Origin of the sequence: Vibrio natriegens NBRC 15636 = ATCC 14048 = DSM 759, assembly GCF_035621455.1 — a bacterium.
Taxonomy (GTDB): Bacteria; Pseudomonadota; Gammaproteobacteria; order Enterobacterales; family Vibrionaceae; genus Vibrio; species Vibrio natriegens.
Genome location: NZ_CP141822.1, coordinates 2,461,751 through 2,484,885, shown reverse-complemented (window position 1 = coordinate 2,484,885; position 23,135 = coordinate 2,461,751). Strand labels below are relative to the sequence as shown.

The window sequence follows — 23,135 nt, the reverse complement described above, 5'->3', positions numbered from 1 at the left end:
ATTAATTAGTTAGCTTTGCTAACTGCTGGTGGTTGTTATGCAAGGCTCGATATATAGACAGTTTTGGAAGTACACGATTCCAACCGTTGCTGCCATGTTGGTGAATGGTTTGTATCAAGTGATCGACGGCATTTTTATTGGCCGCTATGTTGGTGCTGATGGGCTGGCTGGAATCAACGTAGCGTGGCCTGTGATTGGGACAATCTTAGGCGTCGGTATGATGGTTGGCGTCGGCACGGGGGCTCTTGTTTCCATCAAGCGTGGTGAACAAGACCAATACGGTGCCAAACGCATTTTATCTACCGGGTTATTATTACTCGCCGCATTAATGCCAGTCGTTGCTGCGGTTCTTTTCTACTTTGCGGACGATTTTATTCGTTGGCAAGGGGCGCAAGGTCAAGTATACGAGCTCGGTCTACAGTACTTACAAATATTGATTGTGTCGTGCATATTCACGCTTGGATCGATCGCTGCGCCATTTTTATTGAGAAACGATGATAGCCCTAACTTAGCCACGATACTGATGGTGACAGGTGCTGCGATAAACATCTCGCTAGATTATGTCTTTATTGCTTGGTTGGGGTGGGAGTTGACAGGTGCTGCCATTGCAACTGCGTTGGCACAGATGGTCGTGACGGTTCTTGGTATTGGTTACTTCTTCAGTTCTAAAGCCAAGCTGCGCTTACATTTTAGCGATCTGCAAGTACAGCTTGATATTGTGCCTAAGGTCGTGATGATCGGAAGCTCGAGCTTTTTTATGTACGCTTACGGCTCGATCATGGTGGCACTGCATAATTCGTTGTTTGCTCAATATGGTAGTGCGTTATTGATCGGTGCGTATGCGATTCTCGGTTATATCGTCACGGTTTATTTCTTAGTTGCAGAGGGCATTGCTAATGGCATGCAGCCTCTGGTGAGCTATAACCATGGGGCGCGTAATCCGCAAAATATTCGTAAGCTGCTAAAGATAGCCATGGGCACCGCGGTGCTGGGAGGCTTTGCTTTTGTTTCCTTGTTGAATGTTTTCCCTTATGAGGTCGTTTCGGTCTTTAATAGCTCGGATCAGCAGTTAATTGAAAGTGCAGTGATGGGTATCCGCTTTCACATGTTTGCCTTGTTCTTAGATGGTTTCTTAATGGTCTCGGCCGCGTATTATCAGTCGATGAATAAAGGCAGTAAGGCGATGTTCATTACAGTTGGTAATATTATGGTTCAGCTACCATTTCTGTTTATCATGCCTAAAATATTCGGCGTGGTGGGGATTTGGATTGCCTTCCCATTGTCTAACATTGCGTTAAGTTTGGTGGTAATGAGTATGTTGTGGCGTGATGTGAAGAAGTTGCTTAGTGAGAGCCCAGTTGAACCTAGCATGCAATCGTCTTGACAGAAACAAGCAAAATAAAGCGAGGCATTGACCTCGCTTTATTTATATCTAGAGTCAGATATTTTTGACGTCCAGACCGGCTAGTTGGTGCCAGTAACCATTGCATTGACGGTCTTCGAGTTTCTGAGGTTTTTCGCCCTGTTCATTGGCACGGAATTGATCTAATTCCGATAGAGTGCTGATACCAAGTGGGCTAAGTCGTACCACATCCACTAATCCCTGCATGCCAGGTAAGTCATTGATTAAGTTGTAGCAGTAACCAGACTGAGTTTGGATACCATTAAGGTTGAAAACTTCCTGGCCCTCTTGGCTGCTTACCTGAATGCCTGTCGGGTACTTAATGCAGCAGGTCTCGCAATCGTCTTTTGCACGGTTTTCAGCGCGCGCCGTAAAGCAACGAGCCGAGTAGGCCAGTGGCAGATAGCCATGGCTGAACACTTCCACTTCAAATTTATTGCGGATACCAAGACTCTCACATTGCGCTAATGTATCACGTAACCAATCACGCGACAGTTCCACAGGCATACACCAGCGCGTCATACCCTGTTTGAGGAATAGGTTCAGTGTATGGGCATTGTAGGTATTAATCGCCGGGCCAACAACAAACGGCACTCGGTGCTCTGAGGCTAGCTGAACCGCAGAAACATCATTGGCCTCAATCGCGAAATCACCATTATCGATGTATTTCTTCATGATGTTGACTTCACTTGGTGCTTCCAGCAACGCCATGGTTGATAGCACGACCTGTTTACCCGCAGCGGAGAGTTCTTTTGCGATATCAAACCAATGGGCTGGTTTCATTTCTCGTCGTTTAGAGCAGACCGTTTCACCTAGATAGATGATGTCCGCGGTACTCTCTTTTGCTTCCTGATAGAACGCTTCCACATCTTGTTTTGGCCAGAAATAGAGTAATGGACCAAGTGCGTATTTCATTGAATTTTCCATTTTTACCTCTACTGCCATTGGCGGTGATAAGCGCCTAATGTGGTTTGCGTGCCTTCTGATACGTTAGCTAACGTTGCATTCCAGGCTTCTTCCACTTGGTACGCGGCGGGGTTTGCCTGATAACGGTCAATCGCAGCTCGCCAAGTGCGAGTTACTTGTTCTACGTAAGCAGGGCTTCGCTGACGGCCTTCAATTTTTACTGACGCAACATTGGCTGCAAACAGTTCCGGAAGCATAGACAGTGTATTCAGGCTGGTTGGCTCTTCCAGTGCGTGGTAGCGCTTTTTCTCACCTTCGATTTCCGCTTCAAAGCGGCCTTTACATAAGGTCGGATAACCCGCGTTTTCCCCTTCGCTGTAACGGTCAATCAGAATGTTATTGAGTCGCGATTCCAAACCTTGCTCGGTCTCTTGCCAGCGTACGTATTTTGCTGGTGAGCAAGCGCCAACGGTATTCGGTGATTCACCCGTCATGTACGACGATAAATAACAGCGGCCTTCAGACATGATGCATAAACTACCAAAGGCAAACACTTCTAGCTCTACATCGCTTGTGATATTACGCGATAACTGTTTAACCTGATGAATAGACAGGACTCGTGGCAGTACGACACGTTTAACGTTGAAATTCTGTTTATAGAACTCAATGGCTGCCACATTGGTGGCTGAGGCTTGTACTGAGAGATGAAGCTCTAACTCTGGGTATTTTCGCGCCGCATACTCCAATACCGCGATGTCAGCGACGATAAGAGCATCAACGCCCAATGATGCGGCGTTGTCTACGGCATTTGTCCAGCGTTCAAAACCATTTGGATGGGCAAATGTGTTGAGCGCTACGTGGATTTTTTTGTTGCGGTCGTGAACGTATTGCACCGCTTTCTCTAGCTTCTTGCCATGAAAGTTTAATCCAGCAAAGTGACGTGCATTGGTATCGTCTTTAAAGCCGATGTACACGGCATCTGCGCCACAATCAATAGCAGTCTTTAATGCAGGCAGGTTGCCCGCAGGACACAAGAGTTCCATATGCTCATAATCATTGAGAAAAAGGTGTTCGCATTTTATGAAGGATTATGAATAGCAAAATTGACCTAAGTTAGGTTTAGCTCAATAAACTCAATATTTACTCTTTGGGAGTAACGAGTTAATTCTTGTGACGACGATTTTGTACAAAGAGCTCTTCAATTTCGTGTTTAGGTTGCGGGCGGTAAAAGTGGAAGCCCTGAATCGAGTGACATTGCAGGTTTGAAAGCAACGTCGCTTGCTGATGGGTTTCGACCCCTTCCGCGACCACGGATAAATCTAAGGATTTACCCAGGTTGATGATGTTTTCGATAACGGTTACTTGTTTAGGCAGTGTGTCAATATCACTAATAAAAGCGCGGTCTATTTTGAGCTCATCAATAGGGAAGCGGGCTAAGTAAGAGAGAGACGAGTACCCGGTTCCAAAGTCATCAATCGACAGGGCAAATCCCAGCTTTTTGATGGCGTTTAACATTTGCAATGTATGTTCACTGTCGCTCATTACGGCGCTTTCTGTTAGCTCAAACGTAATACAGCTTGGATCCAGCTCTGTCGTGCGCAGTAACTTTTCCATAAAGTCGATAAGTTGTGGGTTGCCAAACTGCTCGGGAGATAAGTTAATCGCGACACGCCCTGGCAATACACTTTGCTGCTTCCAGCGTTTTACTGTATTGAAAACATCACGCATCACCACTCGTCCAAGATGCTCGATCAACCCAGCTCGTTCGGCGACAGGAATGAATGCACCAGGGCTAATATAGCCTTCGACAGGGTGTTTCCAGCGCACCAGTGCTTCTGCACCGTTGATACTGAAATCGCGCGCGTTTACTTTTGGTTGATACCAGACTTCCAAACCATTTTGCTGAAGTGCTTTTTGTAGCTCAATTTCCAGCCACAAACGCATGCGCGCTTCTTTATTCATTTGATCGTTGAATTTGATCAGTCGGTTTCGCCCGCGATCTTTCGCCTCGTACATCGCAGTATCGGCGTTTTGCAGTAAAATTCGGGCATCTTGGCCATCTTCTGGATAGCGGACACTGCCAATTGAACAAGCAAGACGTTTACTAAAGTGATGTAGATCGAAAGGCTGGTTGATCAGAGAAATAATGCGATCCGACAGAATTTCAGCCATTCGTGCATTTTCAGGCTCCGGTAACAGAATACCGAATTCATCACTCCCCAGGTGCCCAAGAATTGCCTGACTTGGTAATAATCGCTTCAGGCGTGCTGAGACCTCTTGGATCACTTTGTCACCAATATGATGGCCCAGTGAATCGTTGATATTTTTAAAGTTATCGATATCCAGATAGAAGAGCAGTAGTGGTGTCTGCTTTTTGATCAGTTGTTCCAGGCGTTTAGTAAAACCAAAACGGTTGTACAACTTGGTCAGGGAGTCAATATTCGCATCTTCACCCAAAGACGCCGATAAATTCTTGGGTGCATTGTCGGCATCCTGAATCAAAATGATTTGTGAGGCACTACCCAGAATGGCCGTTGAATCAGCATGAAGCTGTACTTTACGCTCAAACCCACATCGCGCGCTGGTTAGGCAAATAAAAGGTTTGTCAGAAATCAGTGTACTTAAAGGGTGGCCGAAGACTTTTTTAGTATTTTCATCAATGAACAAACGGCTAAGCTTTTCGCCAAGCAGATCATGCGGTGAGTTTATCCCGAGCAACCTTGCCGATGCTGGATTCGCCGAAATAATCACATCTTCTTCGATAAGTAATAAACCATCGGGCAAAAGTTGGGTGAGTTTGGCAAACTTGCTCTCGGACTCTTCTAGGGAGCGGACAAGAATTTGTTTCTCTGAGGTATCGACAGCATGAAAAACCACATGCCGGATTTCATTACCCTCATATACAGGCGACAAACTAAAATGCAGGCTGGTTTCTAGATCCGTTTCATCCAGAGTAATCTCGGCTTCTATATGCGTACCATCAAAAGCACGTTGATAATAAGGCGCCAGCTTTTTATAGAACTGCTCTCCCAAAACGTGGACATCGTTGAGTCCAATGATCTCTGCATTACTCAATCCGGCGATATCACAATAGCGATCACTCACCATTCGATAATTGTGTTTTTTATCAAGGATGGCGAAAAAGAAAGGGCTATTTGAGGTTAGCGTGGCAAACCAATGTTGTAATTGCTGGGAAGGCATTAGGTTGTTACCGATCTCCGATGAGCCAGATTGCTCGCCCGTTTTAAACGTGCTAGTTGAAAAAAGTCGCTACGGTGACGTTCAACGAGTTAACCGACCACCATTCGTTAAGTCATTGACTTATTTGAATTGCGTTGTTAATTGCCACCAAAATACGGTCGTTCACTATAACTTTGAAAATAGAGTTGTTAAAGCGTTTATCTCATTGTTCTCATCAATAATACACGTAAGGTCAAAAAACGAAGCATTTTTGGTCATCTGAAAACAAGCTGTTTATTGATGCATAACAGGAATCAGTTTCACACAATTGCTTAATATGATCGCCCTGATGATAAAGTAACGGATAATGAACGTGTTAAACAAGATTCGCAGTCAACTAGTCAAGAACGCAGCCAATATCTTGCGCTCTCCAGTCCAGTTATTACCTCAAACGGTTCAGAAAAAAGCCCTACTTGAAGGTCTTAAAATGATATTCAAAGAGGCGCTGGAAGATGGCGATTTTGAATTTCTGGAAGATAAGTGGTTAAAAGTTGCGATTAAAGACTTGAATTTAGCATGGTACATCAGCTATCAAGATGAAAACTTGCTTGTTGCTGAAAAACCAGTTCAGGAAGATGTGAGTTTTAGTGGTAATCTAAACGACCTAGTATTAATTGCTGGTCGTAAAGAAGACCCTGACACGTTGTTCTTCCAACGTCGCCTTTCTATTGAAGGGGACACTGAGCTTGGCTTAGAAGTGAAAAACTTAATGGACAGTGTGGACTTAGAGCAGTTACCAAAAGCCATGCAAGTCGCTCTGAATCAATTGGCGGATTTTGTCCAAAAAGGGGTTCAAGAGCCTGCACAACAACCCGGAGTAGCGAATGCTTATTCGAACTGAAGCCCCTGCGGACATTCTAACCATTGACCGCTTATTGAAACACGCTTTTCCAACTGACGCAGAAGCTAATTTAGTGATGCGTTTACGTGAAAATGGCAAGCTGACCTTGTCATTGGTGGTGTGTACGGATGAGGGGGAAGTTATTGGTCATGCTTTATTTAGCCCAGTTACCTTAAATGGTGAAGATTTGTCATGGCAAGGACTCGCGCCATTAGCGGTACACGAAGACTATCGACGTCAGGGTATCGGAGCCGAGTTGATCAAAGAAGGCTTCGACTCTTTGCGTGATTTTGGTTATCCGGTATGTGTTGTACTTGGCTCGCCAGATTACTATGCTCGTCAGGGCTTTAAAGCTTGTGATGAGATGGGGTTTGAATGCGCATGGGAAGTGCCTCAAGGTGCGTTCCGTATTGCTGAAGTTGTTGAAGGCCAATGTGCAGGACGTTCTGGTCGCATTGATTATTCGCCTGAGTTCGACGACTTATAAGCATCTGAGCAGCTGGTGGTTATGAACCGGCTGCTTTTACAATCGCTGTAGTAAATCGCAAAGTGATGGCTTTGCTATACGTATTAACGTCGAATTCTAGTTAAATCTTTTCCTTTCTTTTTATTTCCCTTATTCCTTCATCGATACATCCAATGTCTTTGGTTGTTAGGTATCGTCACTATAATTTGATAGTATTGCCTGGTTCAAACAGGTGACGAAAAATGTCGATTAACGAGAAACAGTACTTACATGAAATGGGAATCAGCACTTGGGAGTTGATTCATCCAGATAGGTTAGCGGGCTATCAATCACCAATGATTGATCTGCCAAGTGCTTGCAAGCTTCTACTGGTTTCCCCAGTCTGTCCTGTGAATGAGTCAGCGATCCTATTCGAGAAAATACTTAAGAGTATGAAGTTAACCCTCGATCAAGCCATGCATCTGGAACCTGAACGCTTCTCTTTACTAGGAGAGCATCAGTTGGAGTGGGTATGGTTTGCCGGGTGTGATGTGAATGGGGATTCAAACATCAAGCAACTCACTTCACCATTACTTCAGGACATTGATGGGAACAACGAACAAAAAAGAGCACTTTGGCAGCAAATTTGTTCTTATTCGTAATGCTGATAAAAGCTCTGGTGTGCGATACGAATCTAAGGCGTATCACTAGCTAAGCATTAAATAGGTTAAATCATGACGATTGAAATTATTCCGATGTGTGACGCGCATTTGGAACAGGTTTGGCAAATCGAACAGCAAGCGCATTCTCACCCTTGGGCTGAGTCATTAGTTCGTGACTTATCAAGCCGAGGTGCTTGTCACCATGTGATGGTAGAAGGTGACTCGGTCCTTGGTTATTTTTATGCTCAGAACATTGTCGGAGAAGTAACACTGCTGAATATTGCGGTCGATCCTTCGCAACAAGGCAAAGGCCATGGTCAAAAATTGCTGGATGCATTTCTATATCACTGTGAGCAAGTAAAAGCAGAAAGTGCTTGGCTGGAAGTGAGAGAAAATAACCACGCAGCCATCCATATTTATGAACAAGCGGGGTTTAATGAATTGGACCGCCGTTATAACTATTACCCTGCCAAAACAGGGAATGGTAAAGAAGATGCGATCATCATGAGTTATATCTTCTTCCATTAGTTACCCACAGACTTCATTCGGGATGTTGCCCCTAGAGCAATCAGTTGCCCCTAAAGCGATCTGTTGCCCCTAAAGCAATAATAAGCGAGAATACCGCGCAAAATTGAATCTAAAATGTGTGTTTGTTTTTCAGGCAAGCATGCAGACATCAAAGAAGACCAGTTTCATGTCAAATACACCTTTTCTAGGCGAAGTCTCTAAACGTAGAACATTCGCTATTATTTCTCACCCGGATGCGGGTAAAACAACCATTACCGAAAAAGTACTTTTATTCGGAAACGCGATCCAAAAAGCAGGTACCGTTAAAGGTCGTGGTAATGCTCAGCATGCTAAATCTGACTGGATGGAAATGGAAAAGGAACGTGGTATCTCGGTCACCACTTCTGTGATGCAGTTTCCTTACAACGATTGTCTGGTTAACCTACTGGATACTCCGGGGCACGAAGACTTCTCTGAAGATACTTACCGTACATTAACCGCGGTTGACTCTTGTTTGATGGTTATCGATGCAGCGAAAGGTGTCGAGGATCGTACTCGTAAACTGATGGAAGTTACGCGTCTTCGTGATACACCAATTGTCACCTTCATGAACAAACTTGACCGTGACGTTCGCGATCCAATGGAAGTTTTGGACGAAGTTGAAAACGAACTGGGCATGATGTGTGCGCCAATTACCTGGCCGATTGGCTGTGGTAAAGAGTTTAAAGGTGTGTATCACATTCACCGTGACGAGACGATTCTTTACGAATCTGGCCATGGCCATGAGATTCAGGAAGTTCGCATCATCAAAGGTTTGGATAACCCAGAACTGGATGAAAAAGTTGGTGCAGATCTAGCTGAAAGCGTACGTGAAGAGATTGAACTCGTAATGGGTGCTTGTCCAGAGTTCGAACTGGAATCATTCCTGACTGGTGAGCTAACACCAGTTTACTTCGGTACGGCATTAGGTAACTTCGGTGTTGACCACATGTTGGATGGTTTGACAGAGTGGGCGCCTGCGCCGAAAACGCGTCAAGCGGTTGAGCGTGAAGTTGAAGCGACAGAAGAGAAGTTTTCTGGTTTCGTATTTAAGATTCAGGCAAACATGGATCCAAAACACCGTGACCGTATCGCCTTTATGCGTATCGTATCGGGTACTTACACTCAAGGCATGAAGATGAACCACGTTCGTCTAGGCAAACAAGTAAGTATCTCTGATGCGGTAACCTTCATGGCTGGTGACCGTTCACGTGCAGAACACGCTTACGCTGGTGATATTATCGGTCTGCATAACCACGGTACTATCCAGATTGGTGATACCTTCACGCAAGGTGAATCACTTAAGTTCTCTGGTATCCCGAACTTTGCACCGGAATTGTTCCGTCGTATTCGTCTGAAAGATCCACTAAAACAGAAGCAGCTGCTGAAAGGTTTGGTTCAGTTGTCTGAAGAAGGTGCGGTACAGGTGTTCCGTCCACTGCAAAACAACGATCTTATCGTTGGTGCGGTTGGTGTGCTTCAGTTTGATGTGGTTGTGGCTCGTCTGAAGTCTGAATACAACGTAGAGGCAATCTACGAAGGCGTAAACGTGGCAACGGCTCGTTGGGTTGAGTGTGGCGACGCGAAGAAACTTGACGAATTCCAACGTAAGAATCAGAGCAACTTAGCACTCGATGGTGGTGACAACTTAACGTACATCGCGCCGACAATGGTTAACCTAAACTTGGCGAAAGAGCGCTTCCCGGATGTTGACTTCCGTGCGACTCGCGAGCACTAATCGACGTTAACTGAAGCTCGCTTACACCGCGACTGGATTTTAAAACGCCCTTGGCTATAGACTTAGTCAAGGGCGTTTTTATATCAGCAGAAATGATTTGGATTGGACGATATCCATTAAAGTTAATAAGTGATTAGAGATAGAGGAGTAAACATGAATTGGTTGAAAAGAGGCATTAAGCGCTACGACGATTGGTGCAAAGAGATGGGGCTCACGCCGGATCAAAAACGCAGTTGTGTGCCTTATAGAAAAGATCCAGCTCATCAGAGTGAGGAGCCAAACGCAGCACCGAAATCTGCCGAGAGCAATAGAAAGTCACAAGATGAAGCTCTTTGATACGCACTGTCATTTTGATTTTGACGTGTTTCAGGATGATTTTGAGCACAACCTAGCTCTTGCTCAAGAACAAGGGGTGAGCCGAATCCTGATACCCTCAGTCGGACCTTCAAACTGGTTACGCATTCAAACCTTAGCCGAGAAATACTCACACTTATACTATGCGCTCGGGTTCCATCCGTATTTTCTGGAAGAGAACTTTGAGCAGCACCTTGCTGAACTGGAACTTTATCTCAAACAAAAAACGCCACAGTGCATTGCAATAGGAGAGTGCGGATTAGACTTTGCGATTGACGTCGATCCTCAGTTGCAAGAAAAGGTGCTTGAAACTCAATTTGAGCTCGCCAGACGTTTCGACCTTCCGGTCATTTTACATAGCCGAAAAGCACACAATCGACTTATTCAAATGGTCAAAGCGGCGAAGCTACCTAAAGGCGGTGTCGTACATGCTTTTGCTGGTAGCTATCAGCAAGCGATGGAGTGGGTCAGATTAGGTTTTTTCATCGGTGTAGGGGGAACGATCACCTACCCACGAGCCCAAAAAACCCGCGACGCAATTCAAAAATTAGCCCTAGAAAACCTACTTATCGAAACAGACGCTCCAGATATGCCTATACTTGGATATCAGGGGCAGCCCAACCACCCGGCGAAACTCATTCATGTATTAAATGTGCTCGTAGAGTTGCGTAGAGGAGAAAAGCAATCGATTGCGTCGCAACTGTGGAAAAATAGCAATTTTGCCTTCTCAATATGTGAATAGAATTCAAAGAAACTGTTTAGATTCGAAAACGTTTTCCTTTTTATTGTGAGTTCTATCACAAAGATTAGTGAATCAATAATGAATCTTATGGGAAAGTGTGAGGGCGGCATTACTTTAATTGATGATGCATGAGTATAATTGCCCCGCTTTTATAGCTCCATTTTGTTACACGCCAATAAATAACTTATAAGGAAGTCATAAACTATGAGCCTGTTTATGAGCCTGGTTGGTATGGTTGTGCTACTTGCTATCGCACTAGCATTCTCATCTAACCGCAAAGCTATCAACTTTAGAACTGTGGGTGGTGCATTCGCTATCCAATTCGCATTAGGTGCATTTGTTCTTTATGTACCTTGGGGCCGTGATCTACTAAACGGTTTCTCTAGTGGTGTATCTAACGTTATCAACTACGGTAACGATGGTTCATCATTCCTGTTCGGTGGTCTTGTTTCTAACAAGATGTTCGAAGTATTCGGTGGCGGTGGTTTCATCTTCGCATTCCGTGTTCTTCCTACACTGATCTTCTTCTCTGCTCTGATCTCAGTTCTGTACTACATTGGCGTTATGCAATGGGTTATCAAGATTCTTGGTGGTGCACTACAGAAAGCGCTTGGTACTTCTCGTGCAGAATCAATGTCAGCAGCAGCTAACATTTTCGTAGGTCAAACTGAAGCGCCACTTGTGGTTCGTCCATTCGTTCCAAAAATGACTCAATCAGAGCTATTCGCGGTAATGTGTGGTGGTCTAGCTTCTGTTGCTGGTGGTGTACTAGCGGGTTACGCATCAATGGGTGTACCTCTAGAATACCTAGTTGCAGCATCATTCATGGCAGCACCTGGTGGTCTACTATTCGCTAAAATTCTTCACCCTGAAACCGATCAGCCTCATGAAAGTATCGAAGAGGCAATGGACGGCGGTGACGACAAACCTGTTAACGTAATCGACGCGGCAGCGGGCGGTGCAGCTTCTGGTCTACAACTAGCACTAAACGTAGGTGCAATGCTAATCGCATTCGTAGGTCTGATTGCTCTTGTTAACGGTATGCTAGGCGGCATCGGTGGTTGGTTCGGTATGCCTGAGCTGACTCTTGAGCTAATCCTGGGTTACGCGTTCTCTCCACTAGCATTCCTAATCGGTGTTCCATGGGCTGAAGCAGTAACTGCTGGTTCATTCATCGGTCAGAAAATTGTAGTGAACGAATTCGTTGCATACTTGAACTTCACGCCTTACATCGGTGAAAACGCTCAAGTAATCGCAGCAACTGGTGAAGTAATGTCTGAGAAGACTACGGCTATCATCTCATTTGCACTGTGTGGCTTCGCGAACCTTTCTTCTATCGCGATCCTACTAGGTGGTCTGGGTGGTCTAGCGCCAAGCCGTCGTCCAGATATCGCTCGCATGGGTGTTAAAGCAGTACTAGCTGGTACGTTGTCTAACCTAATGGCAGCGACAATTGCAGGCTTCTGCTTAAGCCTAGCAGCTCTGTAATTTAGAACTGGTTTTTAATATATAGACGCCATATTAAATCATGCCCTGTAGCAAGAAATTGCTGCGGGGCTTTTTTCGTTTTCAGGGCTGAAAATTTTTAGTGCGTCAAATGTAAGGGGTCTTAACTGACGGACTAGAGAATAGAAACCTGGAAATTTTGAGATACAAACCGTTTGCGCTCTATTTGGTGCTACAGTTTTGCGATGAATATCTATAATGTAGACATCACAAGGTGGATACAACCTAATCGATGGGTAAATGAATTACCCTGAAATATTAGATCTCAACGGCATTTTGTTGGGGAGATATGATATTAAAGACACCGCAATCATAGATTGTTGTGCCATAGGCCAAATTGGTACTGTGCGGTGACAAGGATAGCAATTGGCATAAGAAATTTTCGCTGTATATGCCGAGTCTTCATGGAACCAAGTCCGTTCATAAATAGACTGCTGAGTCATTTTTTACACAATCTCAACTCGTTGATTATAGTTAGAGTTGCGATGTAAGGCTGAGTAGTGAATTTTTTGAATATTGATCGGAGATAGAAATGAGCGATTTAAAAGCAGCAGCACTACGTGCACTAAAACTTATGGATCTAACTACGCTGAATGATGACGACACTGATGCAAAAGTGATCTCACTATGTCATGACGCGAAAACAGCAGTAGGCAACACGGCTGCAATCTGTATTTACCCTCGCTTTATTCCTATTGCTAAGAAGACACTTCGTGAGCAAGGCACACCAGAAGTTCGCATTGCTACCGTGACTAACTTCCCACACGGAAACGACGACATCGAGATCGCAGTTGCTGAAACTAAAGCAGCGGTTGCTTACGGTGCAGACGAAGTTGACGTAGTGTTCCCATACCGTGCACTAATGGCGGGCGATGAGAAAGTGGGCTTTGAACTGGTTAAGCAATGTAAAGAAGCTTGTGGTGACATTCTTCTTAAAGTGATCATCGAAACGGGTGAACTAAAAGAAGAAGCGCTAATCAAAAAAGCTTCACAAATCTGTATCGAAGCGGGTGCAGACTTTATTAAAACTTCAACAGGTAAAGTGCCTGTGAACGCAACACCAGAATACGCTCGAATGATGCTAGAAGTAATTCGTGATATGGGTGTAGCAGAAACAGTAGGTTTCAAACCTGCTGGTGGTGTGCGTACTGCAGAAGACGCAGCGGCTTATCTGGCAATGGCAGATGAAATCTTAGGTGATAACTGGGTTGATGCTCGTCACTACCGTTTCGGTGCATCAAGCCTGCTAACTAACCTGTTAAATACATTAGAAGTAACAGACGAAACGGCTGATCCAACAGCGTACTAACATACCCGTCATATTTGACGCTGCAGCGTTGTTGACTGTGTAAGTTCACCGGAGCGCCGGCCGCCCTAATCACATAGAAAACCTATGCTCATAGGGCTGAACTTACTTGTCGCCTAGCTGCAACGCCAACTATTTAGGGTATGACGAATAAAAACTTAACGTCTGTTTTAAATTTAGGGTGGTGGAACATCGCCCTCTGTTTTACCTCTGTCCTACTTTGACCACAGCTTTCATCGAGCTTGGGAGGCACTAATGTATTTACCGCAAGAAATCATTCGTAAAAAACGTGACGGCGAAGTTCTTTCTGCTGACGAAATCAACTTCTTTATTCAAGGCGTAGCAAATAACACAGTATCTGAAGGTCAGATAGCGGCATTTGCTATGACTATTTTCTTCAATGAAATGACCATGGATGAGCGTATTGCCCTGACTTGTGCAATGCGCGATTCAGGCATGGTTATCGACTGGAGCCACATGAACTTTGGCGGCCCTATTGTCGATAAGCACTCTACAGGTGGCGTGGGTGATGTGACCTCCCTCATGCTTGGCCCAATGGTGGCAGCGTGTGGTGGCTTCGTACCAATGATCTCTGGCCGTGGCCTTGGTCATACTGGCGGTACACTCGATAAATTAGAGTCAATCCCAGGCTACAATATCACGCCAACTAACGACGTATTTGGTCAAGTGACGAAAGACGCTGGCGTTGCGATTATCGGCCAAACGGGCGATCTCGCTCCGGCAGATAAGCGCGTGTACGCAACACGTGATATTACCGCCACTGTTGATAACATCTCTCTGATCACGGCCTCGATTCTGTCTAAGAAATTGGCTGCGGGCTTGGAATCTCTAGTGATGGACGTAAAAGTTGGTTCGGGTGCATTCATGCCAACATATGAAGCATCAGAAGAACTAGCAAAATCTATCGTGGCGGTAGCAAATGGCGCTGGCACTAAAACAACAGCAATCCTGACAGACATGAACCAAGTATTGGCGTCTTCAGCCGGTAATGCGGTTGAAGTGCGTGAAGCGGTTCGTTTCCTGACTGGTGAATACCGAAACCCACGTCTGCTTGAAGTCACAATGGCGTCGTGTGCGGAAATGTTGGTGCTTGGTAAGCTGGCAGAAAATACAGATGACGCACGTGCGAAACTGATGGAAGTGCTCGACAACGGTAAAGCGGCAGAATGCTTCGGCAAGATGATTGCTGGTTTAGGCGGCCCTGCAGACTTCGTAGCAAACTACGAAAACTACCTAGAAAAAGCAGAAATCATCAAGCCAGTGTATGCGACGGAAACAGGCATTGTCTCTGCGATGGACACACGTGCTATCGGTATGGCTGTGGTTGCGATGGGCGGTGGTCGCCGTGTTGCAACGGATGAAATCGACTACGCGGTTGGTTTTGATGAGTTCATCCGTTTGGGTGAGGTCGCTGATAGTGATAAGCCTCTGGCTGTTATCCACGCTCGTACAGAAGAGCAGTGGGAAGAAGCGGCAAAAGCACTACGCAGTGCAATCAAAGTAGGTGGTGAATACACACCAACCCCAGAGGTTTACCGTCAGATTCGTGCAGAAGATATCTAGGTCACCAGACCCTAACTGATTAAGTAATTACATAAGGCCTACTCAACCATACTTATTCGCCGAGTGGGCCTAAGGAACGAGCAATGAAAAGAGCATTTATTTTAGTACTAGACTCATTCGGTATCGGTGAAACGGCTGATGCTAAAGAATTTGGTGATGTAGGTTCAGACACTCTAGGTCATATTGCGGACCAGTGTGAAAAAGGCTTAGCAGATAACGACAAACGTCAAGGTGCACTTCGTCTTCCAAACCTATCTAAACTTGGTTTGGCGATGGCACATAAAGAATCAACAGGTCGCTTTGCTCCTGGTCTAGACGCAGATGCAGAAATCATCGGTGCTTACGGTCACGCGGCTGAGCTGTCTTCTGGTAAAGACACTCCGTCTGGTCACTGGGAAATTGCTGGTGTGCCTGTTTTATTTGATTGGGGCTACTTTAGTGACAAAACTAACAGCTTTCCTGAAGAGTTGACGAATCGCATCCTTGAGCGTGCTGGCTTAGATGGCTACTTAGGTAACTGCCATGCTTCTGGTACTCAAGTATTGGATGATTTGGGTGAAGAGCACATGAAGACAGGTTTGCCTATCTTCTATACTTCAGCAGACTCGGTATTCCAGATTGCGTGTCACGAAGAGACATTTGGCCTGGATCGTCTATTAGATCTTTGCCAAATCGCTCGTGAAGAGCTCGCTGATTACAACATTGGCCGTGTTATTGCGCGTCCATTCATTGGCCCGGGCAAAGGTCAGTTTGAACGTACTGGTAACCGCCGTGACTTGTCAGTTGAGCCGCCATCAGCCACTGTTCTACAAAAATTGGTAGAAGAGAAGCAAGGCAATGTTGTTTCTATCGGTAAGATTGCCGATATCTACGCAAACTGCGGTATCACTAAGAAAGTGAAAGCAACAGGTATCCCAGCATTGTTCGAAGCTACGTTAGAGCAGATCAAAGAAGCAGGTGATAACACCATCGTATTCACTAACTTTGTTGATTTCGATTCAGCTTATGGCCACCGTCGTGATGTGGCGGGTTACGCTTCGGCTCTTGAGTACTTTGATGGTCGCATCAACGAAGTGCTAGAGCTGATGGATGAAGACGACGTACTTATCCTAACCGCGGACCACGGTTGTGACCCGACATGGCCAGGTACAGACCATACTCGTGAGCACATCCCAGTATTGGTTTACGGTCAAAAAGTGCCTGCTGGCTCTCTTGGTCGCCGCGAAACGTTCGCAGATATCGGCCAAACGTTGGCGAGCTACTTCGGTACTTCACCAATGGAATACGGTAAGAACTTCCTGTAATCGGGATACTAAAAACTGGGAGCGTAATGCTCCTGGTTTTAGGTTTGCAGTATACAAGTACTGCTTGTCGGAAATGAGAAGACTCTGGCTGACAGCGCCTTAAGCGCGGAGCGCTAGAGAAAGGTTAAGGAGAAAAAAATGGCAACTCCACATATCAATGCTGAAATGGGTGCATTCGCAGACGTAGTACTGATGCCGGGTGATCCGCTACGTGCAAAATACATTGCAGAAACTTTCCTTGAAGACGTTGTTCAAGTGTGTGACGTTCGCAACATGTTCGGTTATACAGGAACATACAAAGGTCGCAAAATCTCTGTAATGGGCCACGGTATGGGCATCCCATCATGTTCGATCTACGCGACTGAACTTATCAAAGACTTCGGTGTGAAAAAGATCATCCGTGTTGGCAGCTGTGGCGCTGTGAATGAAGACATCAAAGTACGTGATGTTGTGATCGGTATGGGCGCGTGTACGGATTCAAAAGTAAACCGCATTCGCTTTAAAGGCCATGACTTCGCTGCTATTGCTGATTACAAAATGGTTCGTGCCGCAGAAGACGCAGCAAAAGCACGTGGCATTGATGTGAAAGTGGGTAACCTTTTCTCTGCAGAGCTTTTCTACACGCCTGATCCAGAAATGTTCGATGTAATGGACAAGTACGGTATTGTGGGTGTTGAAATGGAAGCGGCTGGTATTTACGGCGTAGCAGCAGAATACGGTGCTAAAGCACTAACTATCTGTACGGTTTCTGACCACATCAAAACTGGCGAGCAAACCACTTCAGATGAGCGTCAAACCACGTTCAACGACATGATGCTGATTGCACTGGATTCGGTATTACTTGGTGATAAAGAGTAAGCCCCAGTAATCGCAACTAAGTACCTAAAAAACAGCCCGCACAATGCGGGCTGTTTTTATATTCAATTCTGATTACCGGTGAGTTATTTGGTTAGCAGGAGGTTTTCCGCCTTCTTTCTGCGAATTGGTTGCCTGCGTAAAATCATAATGAACAGCATGCCACACACAAAACTCATCAAGACCATCATGTACATGTAGCGATCACTTTTGCGATAGTGGTGGTCAGAAATCGCGGTAACACGGCCTGTTTCGAACGTCACTCGGACAAAACCGACAACAGAACCGTCAGCAATGACAGGCTCAACCAGTTGTTGTCGACCAATTGAAGCGGTTGCCAGTGGGGTGTCTAATCCTAGAACTTCTCGTACTGATAATGCTTCTTCACTAGAGGCCAGGCGCACGCCTTGTGCATCATAGATGGTTGCATCAAATACCAGACGATCTTGTGCGAGTTGATTCGTCAACTGCAGTAATCGCTCCTGATCATTGTTCACAATCATTTCACTGGCAGACAAAGATGCCTGCGAGATCAAAACCTTGGTGAGTGTCTCAAGTTGATGTGCTTGAATTTTTTCGTTGCCCTTACTGATCACTACACTGTTTTTTATCGTGATAAATAGCATCACACACAGTAGTATTAGCGCCAGAATTCGTAGGGCATTCCTTACTGAGAACAAGGATTCACTCATGCTCTTTACTCATCCATTTAAAATAAAACAAAGACTTGCCTTTTTAGTTTGTTGAGGTAACGTTTTAGCAAAGTCACCAAGGATTATATACATGGACGCGTCAAAAAGCTTGCCTATAAGAAAACATACGACACTTTTAAATCGACTGCCTGAAACTCGCTTTGCCTCTCAGTTGGACAGAGCCAAAGCAAATTGGATTATTTTTTCTACTTACCTTTCACCGCGTCATTTTGAAGACATTGACTTTTATACTGGTTTTTACAATCCGGTCCTAGAAACATGGAAGGTGGGCCAGTACGAAGTCGCATTGATGTCAGGTGAACTTACGTCTCAACACGAAACGATTTTAAAAAGCCTTAACTTAGATTACGCATCACTCAATGAAGTTCCTGATTTATCGACTACAGGACTCATTGTGTTTGATATGGATTCGACAGCCATTCAAATTGAATGCATTGATGAGATTGCGAAGTTGGCTGGTGTTGGTGAAGAAGTCGCTGAAGTTACAGAACGTGCGATGCAAGGAGAACTGGATTTTGAACAGAGCCTTCGTCAACGAGTTGGCAAACTCAAAGGTGCTGACGAATCTATTCTTGAACAAGTACGCTCGCAACTTCCATTCATGCAAGACTTTGAAGCACTGATTGCAACAATGAAAGCGTTGGGTTGGAAAACCGCGATTGCTTCTGGTGGCTTCGACTACTTCTCTGATTACATCAAAGATAAAGTGGGGTTAGATTTCGCTCGCTCGAACAAGCTGGAAATCATCAACGGAAAACTCACGGGTAAAGTGCTTGGTGACGTCGTCAACGCGCAAGTGAAATCCGATATCTTGGTTGAATTAGCGGATGAGTACGAAATCGAGCAGCATAATACGGTTGCGGTAGGTGACGGCGCGAATGATTTGGTGATGATGTCTGCTGCTGGTTTGGGTATAGCGTACCATGCGAAACCGAAAGTCGAGGCACAGGCTCAATCTGCGATTCGTTACTCCGGTTTGGGGGGTGTGCTTTGTATCCTGTCAGGGGCGCTGGTTAAACAACAGAAAATTAGCTGGAAGTCTAAGCCATAGCCTATTGGTAAAAGACAGCTGACTTGCATCAATATTGAAACACCGCCGAACAGGGCGGTGTTTTTTATTCGGTTAGCTCTAGCCTAACGAGTACTTCTTCCGTGATGTCTTCAAACTCACTGTAACCGATAAGTGCAGTGAGCTCCTTTTCTAGTTTGCTTGCCTGATGCACACTAAACTGAGTTAACTCACTCAAGTCTCTTTGCAGTAGAGAGGTCATGGGTTCAAAAATAGGCGCGGTAGAAAGACGCAGAACATAGAAATCGCCCATCATGCGCGCTTTTTTTATAAACTGAATGCGCTCTTTCAGGCTGCTAAAATCCTGATGCAGCTTGGACTCTATACCAGTAACCTTGTTACCGATTTTTGAAGCGCTGATGTAAATGTCTTCGTGTTTTTCCTGTACGCCTTCTATACGTTTGATTAGGTCTGCGATCAGAGTGCTCGTACGACCTTTAAAGATCGGATCCAGAATAAACTTATTGTCATGACCAATCTGAGCAAAAATCTCAACATGTTTGGGCAAGGGCAGGTTTACACCAATAACTGGTGTTTTAAATGACCCCGTTGACGTTTTACTAATGAAGATTGGAGAACTAAGGCTTCTGGAAAGAATAGTACTATGCAGCCTCTCCAGTAGCTCATGGCTTGGCAGCACATCTGCCTGCTGAACCAACTTGTTCTTATTATGCTCAATGACTTTATTAAGAAATGCGATCACTCGACGAGCTTTGCTGCTTTGACCAATGACCAATTGAACTCTATGACCATCGGGGCTGACTCGCACGACTCGATAAGGCACGTCGGATAGCGGCAAGTTACTATCGTACAATTGCAGTTCACGAAAGTTAATGGCGATCTCTTGACCTGCGCGCAAGGAGGCTGGAGTTTCTAGCTGAATTCCGAGTCCTCGCTTCGAAATATCAACACTGTATCCCGAACTATTTAATTGCCCCGACATTAACGCGAGTGGCGTTTTAAATCGATATCGAGGCTCTTTACGCCGAGATTGCGCATCAAAATACATCCCTTTGGGTTGGCCGGTTATTCGTCTCGGATGTCGAAACGCATTTAAGGTGTTTGAAGGCAACCGAGGCTTTTCGGTTAACAGATAGTCTTGTCCTGAAGCTTCGTCCGAGATTTCTTGCAAGATCCCCACGTGAGTAAGTAAATTCGAGGTTTCTGCCAGCTCAGAAGAGAATGAAGCGAGTTCCTCTTTTTCTTGCTCGGAAAGTTCAAAGATAGACACGCGAAACACTCGCCAGCTTTTTCGCTTTGCTCCTAAATGCCAGAATAGTTGGCGTTGCTCTCTGGTTGCTTCCGGTCTCAGCATCGAATAGAAATAAGTTTTGTTATCGTGCTCGTGAGTAAATGAATAGAGAACGTTAGTGGTGCCTTTTACTCCCGGTGTAATCAGCGATGTCATTCTTTCTTCATGGAACAGGGACCCAAAAACTTGTTGGTTGCGTTCATCGTGCCAGTATTGCCATAGCTTTTGATTATTCGGCGTTAGCATGGCAAGTTTGAGCTCGCTGCCTTGAAAGAACAGCGGCAAGTTGCTGGTGTGTTTAAGAGCCAAATGCTCATATCCGCGCGTACGAGCCCGAATGATTTTATCCTGATTATCATGACGTGTGCGTTTCGCATCGCTATTTAGCACTTCATCAATGACTCTGTCGATCACATTGGTTTCGGTTAGGAGAATGGTTCTCAGATATCGAATGGCATCATTTTCGTAGCAGTCTTCAACAGCCAGAATCCGATAAGTCAGAGGCTTTTCTATTCCGGCTAATTGAGATTTACTGGCAAAGTCGGTAAAAGTCACCTCAATGATTTCACCAAGGTTGTATTTAAAGGCGCTGGGCACTTTGAATTTTGCGCCAGAGCTGGATAGATCAATGCTCACACCGTGGAGCAGTTGGCCTTTTGAACGATGTATTTCTACTTGTGACTGGACTTTTAAACGCTTCTCCTGACGCTTTAAGTCAAAACCTAATTGGATAGGTACGGCACTAAACGGGCTTTGAGTCTCAGATAGGGAGGAGTGATGTTCTTCGACAGCTTGTTTGCCCATTACTCGAAAATTATTCCGGGTGCTAATAAGCGTTTCCCAGACGCCTTCGGTATAGCCACCATACTTTCTGGTGCTTTTGTGATAGGCATTGAATGCAACATCATCTAACCAGTGTGGAATGCCATCAAATATGTATTTTCTGCATTCCCCGTTAACACGGCCGCGTAAATCAATGCTTTTTTTGCACGGTGCCATTAATCGGTTTAATTCTATCTTGACCAAAATTTTGGCTGAAGGTGGCGCGTCCTCGGTCAGTTGGCCAAGGACAAAATCAAAGTCTACAGAACCATAGACTGGGATGAGCCGTTCCGCGAGCGAGAGAATTTCAGATTGCAGCATTATTTCTGTTAGAGTATGTCGTTATTTGAATTGTATCGGCTAAGCGCAGTAAACCTTGAGTATATTCAGTTCTCAAGTCAGTTGGCAGTGCTTGGTCACATTTGTTAAAAATTGAGGCATCATGGCGAAAGCAAAACGAGCGTATGTTTGTAATGATTGCGGCGCAGACTTTCCGCGTTGGCAGGGGCAATGTAATGCGTGTGGTGCATGGAATACGATTACAGAAGTACGAATTGCTGCTTCGCCGACCGTCGCCCGCAATGAACGCTTAAGTGGTTACGCAGGTTCTGCGACAGAATCTCAGGTACAAACGTTATCAGAAATTAACCTGCAAGAAGTGCCACGCTTTACCAGTGGCTTTAAAGAGCTTGATCGCGTACTTGGTGGCGGTGTCGTTCCCGGCGCTGCGATATTGATTGGTGGTAACCCCGGAGCAGGTAAGTCAACGTTGCTTTTGCAAACCATGTGCTCTTTGTCGGGACAAATGCCGACTTTATACGTAACGGGTGAAGAATCGCTGCAACAGGTTGCGATGCGTGCTTCTCGTCTTGGTTTGCCAAAAGATCACCTGAAGATGTTATCTGAAACCAATGTGGATAAGATCTGTCAAATTGCTGAGAAAGAGCAACCTCGTATTATGGTGATTGACTCGATTCAGGTGATGCACGTTTCTGATGTTCAGTCTTCGCCTGGTAGTGTCGCGCAGGTCCGTGAGTCCGCGACAGCGCTTACACGATACGCGAAGCAAAACAATGTTGCGGTATTTATCGTTGGTCACGTAACCAAAGATGGTACGCTCGCTGGTCCAAAAGTTCTCGAGCATATTATTGACTGTTCTGTGTTACTAGACGGCGGCACTGATAGCCGATTCCGAACGTTGCGCAGTCACAAAAACCGTTTTGGTGCAGTGAATGAACTTGGCGTATTTGCAATGACAGGGCAGGGCCTCAAAGAAGTGAGTAACCCATCGGCGATTTTCCTTTCTCGCGGTGAAGAAGAGACTTCAGGGTCTTCAGTTATGGTCGTTTGGGAAGGGACTCGCCCTCTATTAGTCGAGATACAAGCTCTGGTGGATTATTCGCAACTCGCTAACCCACGCCGAGTGGCTGTAGGCCTCGAACAAAACCGTCTATCTTTATTACTGGCTGTGCTGCATAAACACGGCGGGTTACAAATGGCAGACCAAGACGTGTTTGTTAATGTCGTCGGTGGTGTAAAAGTCACCGAGACCAGTGCGGATCTTGCGTTAGTCATGGCGTTGTTATCGAGCTTTCGTGATCGTGCTCTACCCAAAGATGTGGTTATCTTTGGTGAGGTTGGCTTAGCGGGGGAAATTCGTCCTGTACCGAGTGGGCAAGAGCGATTGAATGAAGCGTTTAAACACGGCTTTAAGAAAGCAATTGTACCAGCTGCGAATATGCCAAAAGGTGGCATCCCGGGCATGCAAATTCATGGGGTTAAGAAATTATCAGAGGCAATCGAAGCTTTTGATGAGTTATAAAGCGCTAAACTAGGCGTTTCAAATAT

At 45.3% G+C, this 23,135-nt stretch carries 20 protein-coding genes; 15 read left to right on the top strand and 5 right to left on the bottom strand.

All coding sequences use genetic code 11. From position 1 onward, the window contains the following. The first annotated feature begins 37 nt into the window (after nucleotides 1-37). Nucleotides 38-1,384 (top strand): MATE family efflux transporter, encoded by a 1,347-nt coding sequence (locus VER99_RS11235; protein WP_020333901.1) that lies wholly within the window; start codon nucleotides 38-40, stop codon nucleotides 1,382-1,384. Nucleotides 1,385-1,438: 54 nt separating this feature from the next. On the opposite strand, the gene VER99_RS11230 is transcribed toward VER99_RS11235, so the two are convergent. The 3 genes from VER99_RS11230 to VER99_RS11220 form a co-directional block, all read right to left on the bottom strand. After that, nucleotides 1,439-2,317, bottom strand: coding sequence for a U32 family peptidase (locus VER99_RS11230; RefSeq protein WP_020333900.1), 879 nt, complete (start codon nucleotides 2,315-2,317; stop codon nucleotides 1,439-1,441). Nucleotides 2,318-2,337: 20 nt separating this feature from the next. After that, on the bottom strand, nucleotides 2,338-3,351 hold the full coding sequence (gene ubiU / locus VER99_RS11225) for a ubiquinone anaerobic biosynthesis protein UbiU (RefSeq protein WP_014232877.1): 1,014 nt from the start codon (nucleotides 3,349-3,351) through the stop codon (nucleotides 2,338-2,340). 118 nt (nucleotides 3,352-3,469) lie between these two features. Continuing rightward, nucleotides 3,470-5,509 (bottom strand): sensor domain-containing protein, encoded by a 2,040-nt coding sequence (locus VER99_RS11220; protein WP_020333899.1) that lies wholly within the window; start codon nucleotides 5,507-5,509, stop codon nucleotides 3,470-3,472. 352 nt (nucleotides 5,510-5,861) lie between these two features. Here VER99_RS11220 and ubiT point away from each other — a divergent pair, with 352 nt between their 5' ends. The 12 genes from ubiT to deoD all read left to right on the top strand — a co-directional run bounded on the left by ubiT (nucleotide 5,862) and on the right by deoD (nucleotide 17,434). Beyond that, nucleotides 5,862-6,389 carry a ubiquinone anaerobic biosynthesis accessory factor UbiT gene (gene ubiT, locus VER99_RS11215; protein WP_014232875.1) on the top strand — a complete coding sequence of 176 codons (528 nt, stop codon included), beginning with the start codon at nucleotides 5,862-5,864 and terminating at the stop codon, nucleotides 6,387-6,389. Next, a complete protein-coding gene (locus VER99_RS11210) occupies nucleotides 6,373-6,876 on the top strand; it encodes a GNAT family N-acetyltransferase (protein ID WP_020333897.1) in 504 nt (167 codons plus the stop codon). The genes ubiT and VER99_RS11210 overlap by 17 nt, the downstream gene beginning before the upstream one ends. A 221-nt stretch (nucleotides 6,877-7,097) precedes the next feature. Next, entirely contained in the window at nucleotides 7,098-7,496 is a 399-nt protein-coding gene (locus VER99_RS11205) for a DNA polymerase III subunit psi (protein ID WP_020333896.1), read from the top strand. Between the two features lie 72 nt (nucleotides 7,497-7,568). Beyond that, complete coding sequence (gene rimI / locus VER99_RS11200) at nucleotides 7,569-8,024, top strand: ribosomal protein S18-alanine N-acetyltransferase (RefSeq protein ID WP_020333895.1); 456 nt, start codon at nucleotides 7,569-7,571, stop codon at nucleotides 8,022-8,024. Between the two features lie 166 nt (nucleotides 8,025-8,190). Continuing rightward, a complete protein-coding gene (gene prfC, locus VER99_RS11195; RefSeq protein ID WP_020333894.1) occupies nucleotides 8,191-9,780 on the top strand; it encodes a peptide chain release factor 3 in 1,590 nt (529 codons plus the stop codon). A gap of 153 nt (nucleotides 9,781-9,933) precedes the next feature. Continuing rightward, nucleotides 9,934-10,116: a DUF5363 family protein gene (locus tag VER99_RS11190; protein WP_014232870.1), complete on the top strand. Its 183-nt coding sequence runs from the start codon at nucleotides 9,934-9,936 to the stop codon at nucleotides 10,114-10,116. Next, complete coding sequence (locus VER99_RS11185; protein ID WP_020333893.1) at nucleotides 10,103-10,876, top strand: TatD family hydrolase; 774 nt, start codon at nucleotides 10,103-10,105, stop codon at nucleotides 10,874-10,876. Before VER99_RS11190 ends, VER99_RS11185 begins: the two co-directional genes overlap by 14 nt. A 204-nt stretch (nucleotides 10,877-11,080) precedes the next feature. Beyond that, a complete protein-coding gene (locus VER99_RS11180; protein WP_014232868.1) occupies nucleotides 11,081-12,364 on the top strand; it encodes a NupC/NupG family nucleoside CNT transporter in 1,284 nt (427 codons plus the stop codon). Between the two features lie 550 nt (nucleotides 12,365-12,914). Then, nucleotides 12,915-13,691 (top strand): deoxyribose-phosphate aldolase, encoded by a 777-nt coding sequence (gene deoC / locus VER99_RS11175; protein WP_014232867.1) that lies wholly within the window; start codon nucleotides 12,915-12,917, stop codon nucleotides 13,689-13,691. Between the two features lie 252 nt (nucleotides 13,692-13,943). Beyond that, complete coding sequence (deoA, locus tag VER99_RS11170; RefSeq protein ID WP_020334469.1) at nucleotides 13,944-15,272, top strand: thymidine phosphorylase; 1,329 nt, start codon at nucleotides 13,944-13,946, stop codon at nucleotides 15,270-15,272. Between the two features lie 83 nt (nucleotides 15,273-15,355). Next, on the top strand, nucleotides 15,356-16,576 hold the full coding sequence (locus tag VER99_RS11165) for a phosphopentomutase (protein WP_020334468.1): 1,221 nt from the start codon (nucleotides 15,356-15,358) through the stop codon (nucleotides 16,574-16,576). A 138-nt stretch (nucleotides 16,577-16,714) separates the two neighbouring features. Then, nucleotides 16,715-17,434 (top strand): purine-nucleoside phosphorylase, encoded by a 720-nt coding sequence (gene deoD, locus VER99_RS11160; RefSeq protein ID WP_014232864.1) that lies wholly within the window; start codon nucleotides 16,715-16,717, stop codon nucleotides 17,432-17,434. Between the two features lie 83 nt (nucleotides 17,435-17,517). Here the strand turns inward: deoD and VER99_RS11155 are convergent, their stop codons facing one another. Continuing rightward, a complete protein-coding gene (locus VER99_RS11155; RefSeq protein ID WP_014232863.1) occupies nucleotides 17,518-18,123 on the bottom strand; it encodes a YtjB family periplasmic protein in 606 nt (201 codons plus the stop codon). Between the two features lie 91 nt (nucleotides 18,124-18,214). Here VER99_RS11155 and serB point away from each other — a divergent pair, with 91 nt between their 5' ends. Next, nucleotides 18,215-19,195: a phosphoserine phosphatase gene (gene serB / locus VER99_RS11150; RefSeq protein ID WP_014232862.1), complete on the top strand. Its 981-nt coding sequence runs from the start codon at nucleotides 18,215-18,217 to the stop codon at nucleotides 19,193-19,195. A gap of 64 nt (nucleotides 19,196-19,259) precedes the next feature. Here serB and VER99_RS11145 read toward each other — a convergent pair whose 3' ends face one another. Beyond that, a complete protein-coding gene (locus VER99_RS11145) occupies nucleotides 19,260-21,608 on the bottom strand; it encodes a PilZ domain-containing protein (RefSeq protein WP_020334466.1) in 2,349 nt (782 codons plus the stop codon). Between the two features lie 121 nt (nucleotides 21,609-21,729). Between VER99_RS11145 and radA the strand changes: the two genes are divergently transcribed. Next, nucleotides 21,730-23,109, top strand: a complete 1,380-nt coding sequence (gene radA, locus VER99_RS11140) for a DNA repair protein RadA (RefSeq protein WP_014232860.1) — start codon at nucleotides 21,730-21,732, stop codon at nucleotides 23,107-23,109. Nucleotides 23,110-23,135: the final 26 nt, after the last annotated feature.